Annotated in this window: 6 protein-coding genes; 4 read left to right on the top strand and 2 right to left on the bottom strand. The window is 54.3% G+C overall.

Features of this window, described 5'->3' with window-relative positions:
- Nucleotides 1-989: 989 nt before the first annotated feature.
- Nucleotides 990-1,820 (bottom strand): hypothetical protein, encoded by an 831-nt coding sequence (locus KQI84_12820; GenBank protein MCB2155759.1) that lies wholly within the window; start codon nt 1,818-1,820, stop codon nt 990-992.
- Between the two features lie 1,392 nt (nt 1,821-3,212).
- Nucleotides 3,213-5,141 carry a hypothetical protein gene (locus KQI84_12815; protein MCB2155758.1) on the bottom strand — a complete coding sequence of 643 codons (1,929 nt, stop codon included), beginning with the start codon at nt 5,139-5,141 and terminating at the stop codon, nt 3,213-3,215.
- A gap of 146 nt (nt 5,142-5,287) precedes the next feature.
- Here KQI84_12815 and KQI84_12810 point away from each other — a divergent pair, with 146 nt between their 5' ends.
- From KQI84_12810 to KQI84_12795, 4 genes are read left to right on the top strand one after another with little or no spacing between them, the layout of a single operon-like run.
- Complete coding sequence (locus KQI84_12810) at nt 5,288-6,886, top strand: type I restriction-modification system subunit M (GenBank protein MCB2155757.1); 1,599 nt, start codon at nt 5,288-5,290, stop codon at nt 6,884-6,886.
- A complete protein-coding gene (locus tag KQI84_12805; GenBank protein MCB2155756.1) occupies nt 6,876-8,189 on the top strand; it encodes a restriction endonuclease subunit S in 1,314 nt (437 codons plus the stop codon). Before KQI84_12810 ends, KQI84_12805 begins: the two co-directional genes overlap by 11 nt.
- On the top strand, nt 8,186-9,139 hold the full coding sequence (locus KQI84_12800; GenBank protein MCB2155755.1) for a hypothetical protein: 954 nt from the start codon (nt 8,186-8,188) through the stop codon (nt 9,137-9,139). The genes KQI84_12805 and KQI84_12800 overlap by 4 nt, the downstream gene beginning before the upstream one ends.
- Nucleotides 9,136-12,309 (top strand): type I restriction endonuclease subunit R, encoded by a 3,174-nt coding sequence (locus KQI84_12795; protein MCB2155754.1) that lies wholly within the window; start codon nt 9,136-9,138, stop codon nt 12,307-12,309. Before KQI84_12800 ends, KQI84_12795 begins: the two co-directional genes overlap by 4 nt.
- The last annotated feature ends 29 nt before the right edge of the window (nt 12,310-12,338 follow it).

Genomic DNA, 12,338 nt, shown 5'->3' with positions numbered 1-12,338 from the left:
ACTGCTTGCATTATTTTCATTCCTCCAAAGGAGTTTCCTTATGGTAGGAAAACTGAAACTGGGGCAAAAACCCGTTCCGACTTATCCTCAGACTCAATCGTAGACCGGAAAGAACATAACCACGAAACCTCAACGGGACGGGAGAACCACTGTCGCACCCCAGAGACAAAGCTGGTCGCCACCTAGGGCCAGACAAGCGACTAGGCAACTATGCCAGTGTTGTGGTTATACCTGCGGGAGCGGTGGATACTCCCGCAGTTCCCATTTTTAGAACTGTGCGCGAGTAAAGCCTTCTTGTTCGATAAGATTCGATTCGCCCCCCCGCTCCGCATTTTGCTTCTGAAGTCGCGCTGGCGTGTTTTCAAGACGCGGATTTGTACGCGGAATGCCCTCGGCGCTATGTCCCGATTTTCGATCTCGCCCCCCCGCCTGACACCCCTATTTTCAAACCCCCGGTAGGGGGTACGGGGGGGGAGATTTTGGCGCACTCTTCGGCGTGAGACATTAACGGGGCCAACTTAACCGGAGTCGATTGCTTCGTCTTCAAGTCCTGCCCGCAATCATTCGCTTCCGAAGATTCCTCCAGCACCACTCACCGCAAGGGTTCGGGTGCCTCCAGAATCTCCTCGCTCATGATTGCGCTGATCCCACCTCCACCCTCCGGGATTCCGGTCGGATCAGGTTGTTTTCAATCTTCAAACCCATCACTATTGTGGCGGACGGAGCGGCCGTTGCAGGAACGGACGAGGATGGAATCCGAGGGCGTGATGCAAGAGGGCGCTTCGTGTCGCCACTGATTGTCAAAACCGTGCACCGAGCCGGGTGCAGGACCTTTAAGAATTGGATTCCCTACCGGAAATCCAATTCAGGTCCCAACCCGTAGCGAGGGAGCGGTATTGAGAAGTACTCCCATGTCGCTTCGATCTCTCCCGAGCAGTTGGTCTTCGAAGAATCGGGAGTAGCTATTCATAATACATGAGGGGATGATGCTACAGACTGATAATGCTTGGTTTATCGTCATCCTCCTGTAGCAGGATCTGTTCAATTGTAGCACCTTCACCCCGCTTGGGCTGGCCGAGTTGTTGATCCTTGCAGAGTCGAACGTTTCGGATCTCACCGCGGCGATCCACATCGTATTGAAAGATCATCCCTTCCAGTCCCGTGGTCTCATTTCGCATATCGTCTTCGGTGATCGTCTTGTCGGCCCGTGCGCTCCACACCTTCGCCCCGGTGCCCCACCAACCCTTCTTGGAGGCAGATTTTGCGAACTTTTTCGTGGTGAGGTTTTGGACCCAGACGATGAACTCCTCGCCACTTGGCCTAGCTTTGGTGACCTTGCCGATACATCCCTTTATGTTCTGCTCAAACTGATCGGCCCTCATCACGGGGGGCGATATCCCTCGCCGCTTGTCCCGCTGCCGGTCCAGCCATTTGATCGCGCTGGCTTCCGTCTTGAACCACTTCTGCTTCCTTAGCTTACCACCACCTATTGATGCATACCATCTGTCACGGCTTGCATCGTAGCGGTATCCACCCACGGCCATTTCCTCACGAGTGCCATACTTCCAGTTCTCCTTTCGGAGATCGGAACGGTCACCGTTTCGGCAAATCAGCAGCATTTTCGGCCCCGGTCGCGGGCCCTTTAAGATCGCGGCGAACTTTTTGCCACGCTCGATGTACCAGTGGTCGTCCCTGCCGAGATACAGGCGCTCCTTTTGTTTATCGTAGACGGATTTGTCGGCCTTGTCGATCATCAGTCGAGCCCGCTCTCCTGTGCGGCGGTTCTCGTGCGTCAGCTCAAGATGCTCCTCATTGCTCATGGCTATTCCTCCGGTTTGGGTCCTGCGCACCCACTGTGGCCATTTGCAAATTGTCCTTCGCATAGGCGGGGTGACCCCTTCCAAGCGCTGTGACATTACTCTCAATTTGATCTGTTCCACTGATTCTCATCTTGTGGTCACCTGAGTGGGATTGCCGTCTCGGCGATCTTCCGAATGGACTTATCCATTCTGCCACAGGCGCAGTCTCCAGTCAACGTAAAACCAGTAATATCAGAAGTTTATGAAGTTGTATTTCCCGTGTGCTGGTGGGCCAGAACGGGTTGAGAGCTTTTTCTTTGCAAAAAAAAGGAGTTTCGCGCGGAACCCGAGAATACTGAATCGAGGGGCTCTGAAGTCCCCAGATTTCGGATGCGGAGGAACCGCAATATGGGAAAACTTAAGGATATGACTGGAAGAGAATTCGGGCGATTAACCGTGATCGGCGCGCCCCAGAAACAGAAGGGCCGCTGGCATTGGCTATGTCAGTGCGCATGCCAACAACAAACAACGCTGTATGTGGATGGAGCCAATTTGCGGAGGGGCACGACACAGTCGTGTGGCTGCCTGCAACGAGAAGCCGTCAGCAAGCACCGCCTGAGCCGGCATCGATTGTACGCACCTTACATGAACATGCTCCATCGCTGTCGGCCGGAAGGCGAGTACTGGGGCAAACTTGGGATCAGAGTGTGTAGGAGGTGGAGCGGGAAGGCTGGGTTGCCAAACTTCATCGCCGACATGGACAGCACGTACTTTGAGGGCGCTTGCTTAGATCGCATCAACCCCGACGATCACTACCGGCCGGGAAACTGCCGCTGGCAGCCTCGGCGCGCACCCGCTGATAATCGCCGTAACAACCGCCATCTTGATTTCAGGGGAAGAACCAAACGCTGCGGGCATGGGCCGAGGAGACGGGCATCACGTACGGCACACTGTACTCGCGCTTGTACCAATATGGCTGGAGTGTTGAGGATGCCTTGACCCGCAAGCCTCAGCGCCGCCAAGAGAGGACGCGTCGAGGCAACTCCCACGGATCAAGCAAGTATCGACGCGGCTTGGCAGCCGTTTCTACCAGCAATTCAAGCTCTCCAAGACAAGCGCGCAGCTCGGCTCGCAAGTCGTCGGGAATTCGGCTCTCAGGCGCCGCGACAATCCAAAGTCACAGGGCTTCAACGAGATCTTCTGATGGCAGGCGGGCGAGTTGAGCCGTTTTGCAATCCGTCACATAAAAACGGAGACTCCTCAGGACCGAACTCCTAGCAGATTCGATCCTTGTTGATTGGGCAATCACACGTGCGACTTCTTCTTTCGATTTCATTCCTTGGGAGTGATTATCCGGCATTCGGATGGCAATGTTTCACTTCTGGCCCGATGATTTCATCGGACGCGTCCCAGTTACTGAAACATCCATCCGCTGAAGTGAACTACCATCTGCCCATCGAAGATGTACGTGCCTTTGATGGAGTCTCCCCGAAGACCATTGCTATCCACCGGAGTCACAGTCAGTGTCCAAGTCTCTCCCGAGTCGAACGAAACGCCGTTATCTCCATCTTGCAGACTGACATTCAGCGAGTTCGTGGGTCCCTGAACGACTTCTGGATCGCCTCCATCGCTCTCCCATTCGTAGATGTAGTTGATCGCACCATTTCCGACAGAGACCTCAGAAATCTGAGCGGAAAGGATCGGAAGAATGCTTGGCCTAGAAGGACGCTCAATTGCCGCGTGAAACTCAACGAAACCATCTCCTCCGAGCGCATCTCCGGGTACCCAATCCCCTGACAGTGTCAAACCGGTAATCGCAAACTCACCTGAGGGCCCCACAGCAAGGGCGTGGGCATAATCCCAATTGGCTCCGCCTACATAGGAGGAGAATACATGCTCTCCCGTTTCCACAGAGATTGCAGTGAAGAGTCCATCATTGGATGACCTTGTCAGATCCCAACCACCATCTACCCATTCCTGAGACTCTGTCGAGCCGACGAGATAGACCAGTCCTCCCGGAGCTAATGCATTCCCGTCCGTGAACAGGTCAACTCCAACCGAACCTCCATACTCTCCCCAGAGGACGTTTCCGGCTGAGTCTAGTTTCAATACGACTCCATTCTCCCCGTCATCCTGACAGCTTGCCAGTATCGGCGTGAAGTCCAACTCGTCACTTGTGCTCTCTCCTGATACGATGACAGAGGAGTCCCCAACCAAAGAAAGCCCACGCAAGACATCCTTTCCCGCTCCAGAGACGTAGCGGCTCCAGATGGGAGTACCGTTCAAGTCAAGTCTTGCAACGAAGGCATCATCGCCCGAATCCGGGACTGGGAGATTGAGAGCACTTGGCAAGTCTCCGGATTGGCTCCCGCCACAGATGAAGAAACCTCCCGCACTGTCTTGTGCAAAGGCGACAATTGATTCACTCCCCCCAGACCCGCCATAAAAAGTGCCCCATAGAAGAGCACCATCTTGATCGTATCGGGCAAGAAAAGCATCGCTAAATCCATCAATTGTGGTATCGTATCCGCCGTTCAACCAACCCGAGCTAGGTGAGAAGCTAAAACCTGACAACATGATGTCAGGAGTTGTTGCAGTAGACGGAACCAACTCGATACTGGTAACTCCATCCCAACCTGCCCCACCGGCAAGTACTGACCAGAGGACATTGCCTTCAGCACTCAAGAGTACCAAGAAGCCGTCGAATTCTCCTCCCAGATAGGTGGGGCCCTTGGTGATCCAAGCTCCTCCCTGATCTGTATTGCCAGCCACGACGATGCGGCCATCCGGAAGCCCTGCCACCGCGGTCGAATTGTCATTTCCCGGCCCGCCGAATCTTTTCGCAAGTCTCAAGTCTCCGTTGATCTCATAGATCAAAACGATGGCATCGGTTCCTCCTTGGGCCTCTCCCGATTCTTCCCATCCAGCGCCCTCAGTCCATCCGCAGACAGCAACTGCTCCGTCTGGAAGGAAAGTCACATCCCAGCCTCTATCCTCTTGCGGGGACCCCATGAAGGCCTCCCGCCAGACTGGTCCGGGGACAAAAGAATCGCCGTGGATGAATGCAGACGGTACTACTGAGATCATGGTAAAAAGAAAGAGCGCGCTCGGTCGGAGTCGAAATTGGCCTCTGATCCTCAAGGACTTCCTCCTTTTCTTGATTATGAAGAGTATTCGGTGGCTTGGCCCTGAGGAGCAAGCCGTATGAATGCGCCAGAAAAGCTCTTCGCGGATTCTCTCCCCTTCATATCCCAAGCTGAGGGTCGCGGGTTCGAGCCCCGTTGCCCGCTCCAATAAAAGACTGAGAAAACTAGACTTAGGAGTAGCCCCGGAGGGATTCATCTTCCGGAGCTCTTCTTTTCGATTTTGTCCCCTTCCGAATTCGGGCAAAGATGGAGAAATCCAAGAGTCAGAATTGACACCAACTCATAGTAACGGCCAATTTGAGATGTATGTCTTGAAAATGCAACTGCCAGTCGAGGGGTGATATGGCCAAGCGCAAGGCGAAGGCGACGAAGGATAGCAATACCGGCAATCTCGGATTCGAGGCCACCCTGTGGGCCGCTGCCGATAAGCTCCGGGGGCACATGGATGCTTCCGAGTACAAGCACGTCGTTCTCGGGCTGATCTTTCTGAAGTACATTTCCGATGCCTTCATGGAGAAACACGACGCTCTGGCCGCTACGGCCGAGACGGAATACACCGATCCCGAGGACCGGGACGAATATACCGCCGAAAACATCTTTTGGGTGCCCAAGGAAGCCCGTTGGTCTCTGATCCAAGCCCACGCCAAAACCGAGTACGAAGACCCGAAGACCGGCAAGAAGAAGAACATCGGGCAATTGCTTGATGATGCGATGCTCGCCATTGAGAAGGAGAACCAGACCCTCAAAGGCGTACTCCCGAAGGACTACGCCCGCCCCTCTCTGGACAAAACCCGGCTCGGTGAACTGATCGACCTGATTTCTGGTATTGGGCTCGGCAGCAAGGAAGCCCGCTCAAAAGACATCCTCGGGCGCGTGTATGAATACTTCCTCGGGCGTTTTGCTTCGGCGGAGGGCAAAGGCGGCGGTGAATTCTACACGCCCTCTTCCGTGGTGCGACTGCTTGTTGAAATGATCGAACCTTACAAAGGGCGGGTGTTTGACCCGTGCTGCGGTTCTGGCGGCATGTTTGTCCAGTCTGAGAAGTTCGTCCTCGCTCACGGTGGGCGGCTCGGGGACATCGCCATTTACGGTCAGGAGTCCAACTCCACCACGTGGCGGCTCGCCAAGATGAACCTCGCCATCCGGGGCATTGATGCCAACCTCGGGGGCGTAAACGCGGACAGCTTCCACAACGATCTTCACCAAGACCTCAAGGCGGATTTCATTCTCGCCAACCCTCCTTTCAATATGTCCGATTGGGGCGGCGACCGTCTGAAGGAAGATGCCCGCTGGCGCTTTGGCGTTCCGCCCGCTGGCAACGCCAACTACGCTTGGGTGCAACACTTCATCCACCACCTTTCGCCCAAGGGTGTTGCCGGTTTCGTGATGGCGAATGGCTCCATGTCTTCCAACACCTCGGGCGAAGGTGACATCCGCAAAGCCATCGTGGAAGCGGACCTTGTGGACTGCATGATCGCCCTTCCCGGACAGCTTTTCTACACCACCGGCATTCCCGTCTGCCTCTGGTTCCTGAGCAGAACGAAAGGGAACGGACGCTTCAGAAAACGCAATGGAGAGACGCTGTTTATCGATGCCCGCAAAATGGGGCACCTCATCGACCGCACCCACCGGGAGCTTTCAGACGAAGAAGTCGAACGCATCACGAAGACTTACCACGCTTGGCGCGGAGAAAAGGGCGCGGGGAGATACGAAGACGTTCCCGGGTTCTGCAAGTCCGCCACCAAGCAAGACATTCAGGAACACGGCTTCGTCCTCACCCCCGGGCGCTACGTTGGCGCGGAAGAAATCGAGGACGACGGCGAACCTTTCGAGGAGAAGATGGAGCGGCTGACAACCACGCTTTATCAGCAGTTCGATGAATCCGCCCGGCTTGAAGCGACGATTCGGAAGAATCTGGAGGGGCTGGGCTATGGCGGGTGAGTGGAAGACCGTGACCCTCGCAGATGCGGGTGTGTCTCTAATTGATTGCGACCACCGGACCCCCCCGGAAGCTGCATTTGGGATGCCATATCTGACAATTCCACAGATGAAGAACGGGCACCTAAATCTGAAGGATTCAAGGCGCATATCGGAGGCACACTTTGCTGAATGGACTCGAAAAGCAAATCCCCAAACTCACGATGTGGTTGTTTCCCGCAGGTGCAACCCGGGTGAGTCAGGCTATGTTCGTCAAGACATGCGGTTCGCTCTCGGTCAGAACCTTGTCCTTCTTCGTTCCGATGGAGAGACAGTTTTTCCCCCATTTCTTCGGTGGCTTCTTCGTGGGAATGAATGGTGGGATCAGGTACAGAAGTTTCTGAATGTGGGCGCTGTCTTTGACTCTTTGCGGTGTAGAGATGTACCGAATTTCCTTCTGACCATTCCACCCCTTCATGAACAGAAAGCCATCGCCCATATCCTCGGGACGCTAGACGACAAGATCGAACTCAACCGGCGGATGAACGAGACGCTGGAAGCGATGGCTCGGGCGCTGTTCAAGAGCTGGTTTGTGGACTTCGACCCCGTGCGGGTGAAGACGGAGGCAAAAGCCAGCGGCGCCTCGCCTGATGAAGAACTTGCCAAGCTTGGCGTGACTCCCGACCTCGCGGCACTCTTTCCAGACAGCTTTCAGGATTCAGAATTGGGGGAGATTCCGGCAGGATGGAATGCAGGGACCATTGATGATCTTGCCCGCTATGTTAATGGGAGAAACTTCACTAAGGGAGCATCGGGAACCGGGCGGATGGTTATCCGCATCGCGGAACTGAATTCGGGTCCGGGTGGCTCGACTGTCTATAACGATGTTGAGGCAGAGCCTGACAACACGGCGTATCCTGATGATTTGCTCTTTGCATGGTCAGGTTCGTTGGATGTGTATCGTTGGCATCGTGATGAGGCTGTTATCAATCAGCACATTTTCAAGGTTGTTTGTGATGATTATCCGAAGTGGTTTGTTTATCACCACCTTGTCGAAGCGATGCCTTTCTTTAAGGATATAGCTTCCCACAAAGCGACCACGATGGGACATATCAAGCGGAGCCACCTTTCAGAGGCGCGGCTTGCTATTCCCCCCAAACAGCTGCTAGAAGCAATCGCTCCCTTGATTGATCCGAGCTTCAACCTAATTCACCGAAACACTCGGGAAATGTGGACCTTAGAGGCGCTTAGGGACTCGTTATTGCCACAGTTGCTTTCCGGGAAGCTTTCTGTTACCCATCTTCTAGGCGAGGATCGTGAGTCATGAGCGAGGTGAAACCGTGGCTACGAATCCCGTTTGAGCAGATTGTTCAGGCGGAACTCCATCGGGCGCTCGCTACTGATATTGATAGACGTATTGCTTTCATCGTCTTTGATAATGCCACCGAAATATCAATCAGTACCTATTTGAACCTTAAGCCAAGGCAAAGAAACAACCGTACCTATGATGATGGGGATATTGAAAAGTGGTTGAAGAATTTCCCCTCCCGCATAAAGTTTCTTCAAGAAGAGTATGGACGAAGAAAGGTCACTCCTACAGTAGATTTTGAGAATGTGAATTTTCTCCACGGGATCAGAAACCATCAATATCATGTTGGCGAACCCGTAGTCCCGCTGTCTGACCACTTGGATGAAATTGCCAAATCGACGAAAGCAATTTTCTCATTCTTATTTGACATTCCCGATATTGAGAAAGTTGTTAGTGCGAGGTTGGACAAGATATTCGCCGAGAGAAATCCCTCTTCTGATCCTGTTTTGGATCAACTCTTAGATGAAGAATTTCCTCCAGTGGAAATCGCGGGTCTTCAATGCCCCTACAGCAAAGCGTTGTTCTTACTGGCACCCCAGATGTACTCCTTTGAACTTTCCGAAATGGACATCTCCGGGAACGTTAAAGAGGATCTCAATAAACGATGCCCAAGGTCATTACGTCCAGACCTTGTCTCTATCTCAATAGCTCATCATACGGAAGTCATCTACCTTGTTGTAACCACTATGGGCGGGGAAACCTACTTAGAGCAAATTGGCATCTACAACGATCCAGCAATTAGCTGCCTCTTTGAGTTCTCTGAATCAGCACATCAAAATGCAGACACACTTGCAAACGAGTTAGACCCTGTAGTCATAGCAGAGCGTACAAGCTTATTCAATGAACGGGCGAAAAGGAGGCTCTTGGGTAGAGCCAACACATCCACAAAGGCTGAGGAAGAAGCATGACTTCGTTCATATCCGAAAACTTCACAGAGGAGTCATTGCTCTCACTTCTTGAAGCCATCGGCTTCGAGAAGGCTCATGGTCCTGATCTATCGCCAGAAGGGACGGAACCGGAGAGGGATTCCTTCTCAACCGTGACGCTTTTCCAACGCCTGAGCCTAGCACTCGAAAGAATCAATCCCTCCATGCCGCCCGAAGCCATCGAAGACGCGGCGCGGAAAGTTGTGCGGACCGAGACTCCCAGCCTGATTGAGAACAACCGGCGCTTTCACCGGATGCTGACCCACGGCGTTCCGGTGGAGTATCACGAAGACGGGCGGATCAAGCACGATCAGGTCTGGTTGGTCGATACGAAGAACGTGGGGAATAACGATTGGCTGGCGGTGAATCAGTTCACGGTGGTGGAGGGCGACCACAATCGCCGCCCGGACATTGTGCTCTTCCTGAATGGCTTGCCGGTGGCGGTGATTGAACTCAAGAACCCCGCCGATGAAGACGCCACGATCAAGAAAGCCTTCCATCAGCTTCAGACTTACAAGAGCCAGATTCCCAGCCTGTTCACGTTCAATGAACTGCTTGTCATCACAGACGGTTTCGAGGCGAAGGCAGGGACGTTGACGGCGGACTGGGAAAGGTTCATGCCGTGGCGCACCGTGGACGGTGTGGACATCGCCCCGGTGAACGCTCCGCAGATGGACGTTCTCATTGAAGGCATTTTCAGCAAGGAGCGGTTCCTTGATTACCTGCTGAACTTCATCGTGTTCGAAGATGACGGGCAGAAGGTGGTGAAGAAGGCGGCGGCTTACCATCAGTTTTGGGCGGTGAAGAAGGCGTTGGCGGCGACGTTGCGGGCGTGCGGCGCGGACCCCGAGGCGGACGTTTCCAGCGGCGGCATTGTGGGCGTGTCGGAAGACTTCATTGATTACGTCTCCGAGGATTCGGCTCAGTATGGGGACCGAAGGGTGGGCGTGGTCTGGCACACGCAAGGGTCCGGCAAAAGCCTTTCGATGGTTTTCTATTCAGGGAAGGTGATTCAGCACCCGGCGATGCAGAACCCCACGCTGGTTGTAATCACGGATAAAAATGATCTGGACGACCAATTGTTCGGAACATTCTCAAATTGTCATGACCTACTTCGACAGAGACCAGTACAGGCTGAAAGCCGAAAAGACTTGCGCGATAAGTTGAAGGTCGCCGCGGGCGGAGTGATTTTCACAACGATCCAGAAATTCCTTCCGGAAGCCAAAGGAGACACCTACCCTGAACTTTCTGACCGTCAGAATATTGTGGTCATCGCGGATGAGGCGCACCGTAGCCAATATGGTTTTATTGAGGGCTTTGCCCGGCACATGCGCGACGCTCTTCCGAAGGCGTCTTTCATCGGGTTCACCGGCACGCCCATCGAAAGCGGCGACAAGAATACGCCTGCGGTTTTCGGTGATTACTTGGACATTTACGACATCCAACGCGCGGTGGAGGACGGCGCAACGGTCCGCATTTACTACGAAGGGCGACTGGCGAAGATCGAACTTGCGGAAGCGGAAAAGCCGAAGATTGACCCGGAGTTCGAGGAACTGACCGAGGGCGAAGACGAGCCGGTCAAACACAAGCTCAAGAGCAAGTGGGCACGCCTTGAAGCGATGGTGGGAGCGCCCAAGCGGGTTGAACTGGTTGCCAACGATTTGGTGCAGCACTTCGAGCAGCGCTTGGAGGCGATAGAGGGCAAGGCGATGATTGTCTGCATGAGCCGCCGCATCTGCGTGGCCCTCTACAACGCCATCGTGAAGCTCCGCCCGGCGTGGCACGCCAAGGAAGACGAGAAAGGCGCTATCAAGGTTGTGATGACCGGCAGCGCCTCCGACCCGCTGGAATGGCAGGAGCACGCCCGGAACAAGCCGAGAAGGGAAGCCCTTGCCAAGCGTTTCAAAGACCCGGCGGATGGATTGAAGCTGGTGATTGTCCGGGACATGTGGCTGACGGGTTTCGATGCTCCCTGTATGCACACGATGTATGTGGACAAGCCCATGCGGGGACATGGCTTGATGCAGGCGATTGCGAGAGTGAACCGAGTCTTTAAAGACAAGCCGGGCGGGTTGATTGTAGATTATCTCGGGCTGGCGGATCAGTTGAAGAAAGCGCTGATGGACTATACACAAAGCGGCGGTAAAGGGTCGACCACCATCGATCAGGAAGAAGCCGTCGCCATCATGAAAGAGAAGTACGAGATCGTCTGCGGCATCCTGCACGGTTTCGATTTCCGTTCCGTCGTGGATGGACCACAAGCAGATCGCATGAAGGGCGTGCTGGAGTGTGTGAATATCATCCTGACGCCGAAGTCTGACACCGAATCACCCGATGAGAGAAAGTCTCGATTCCTTCAGGCGGTGACGGAACTTTCCAAAGCGTTTGCACTGGCAGTACCGCATGAAGAAGCTATCGGGATTCGAGATGACGTGGGATTCTTCCAGACAGTGAAGGCGGGGATAGCAAAGCTGGCTCCGAGGGGACCCGGTAAATCGCCCGAGGATCTCGATACGGCGGTGCGTCAAATCGTGAGCCGAGCCGTGAGTTCGGATGAGGTCGTTGATATCTTCGCACAGGCCGGATTGAAGAAGCCGGATATCTCAATCCTGTCGGAGGAGTTTCTCGAAGAAGTCAAACACCTGAAGCAGAAGAATCTCGCTGTCGAAATGCTCCGCAAGCTCATGAACGACGAGATCAAGACCCGATCTCGCAGCAATCTCGTTCAGGCCCGCTCGTTCTCTGAGATGCTGGAACAGGCCATCCGGAAGTACCAGAATCGATCCATCGAGGCGGCGCAGGTGATACAGGAACTCATCGAACTCGCCAAGCAAATGAACGAAGCGTATCGGCGAGGTGAAGAGTTGGGTCTCACCGAGGACGAGGTCGCCTTCTATGATGCACTGGAGGTGAACGACAGCGCCGTTCAGATCCTCGGCGATGATTGCTTAAAGACCATTGCCCACGAACTCGTGCAGGCCATTCGCAAGAACGTCAGCATTGACTGGTCTGCCAGAGAGAGCGCCCGCGCCCGAATGCGCCTGCTGGTGAAGAAAATCCTGAAGAAGTACGGTTACCCACCGGACAAGCAGGAGAAGGCAACACAGACGGTTCTGGAGCAGGCAGAGTTGCTTTGTGGGAATGTGGCGTGATAGCAATGCTCCTGTGCGGCATCGGTGGG

It is taken from the genome of bacterium, assembly GCA_020444065.1.
GTDB lineage: Bacteria > Sumerlaeota > Sumerlaeia > SLMS01 > JAHLLQ01 > JAHLLQ01.
This window is presented reverse-complemented; position numbering and strand designations above follow the sequence as displayed.

Excerpts from the sequence above, each read along its gene's own strand:
- KQI84_12820 (MCB2155759.1), bottom strand. The coding sequence starts at position 1,820 with ATGAGCAATGAGGAGCATCTTGAGCTGACGCACGAGAACCGCCGCACA.
- KQI84_12815 (MCB2155758.1), bottom strand. The coding sequence starts at position 5,141 with ATGAATCCCTCCGGGGCTACTCCTAAGTCTAGTTTTCTCAGTCTTTTA.
- KQI84_12810 (MCB2155757.1), top strand. The coding sequence starts at position 5,288 with ATGGCCAAGCGCAAGGCGAAGGCGACGAAGGATAGCAATACCGGCAAT.
- KQI84_12805 (MCB2155756.1), top strand. The coding sequence starts at position 6,876 with ATGGCGGGTGAGTGGAAGACCGTGACCCTCGCAGATGCGGGTGTGTCT.
- KQI84_12800 (MCB2155755.1), top strand. The coding sequence starts at position 8,186 with ATGAGCGAGGTGAAACCGTGGCTACGAATCCCGTTTGAGCAGATTGTT.
- KQI84_12795 (MCB2155754.1), top strand. The coding sequence starts at position 9,136 with ATGACTTCGTTCATATCCGAAAACTTCACAGAGGAGTCATTGCTCTCA.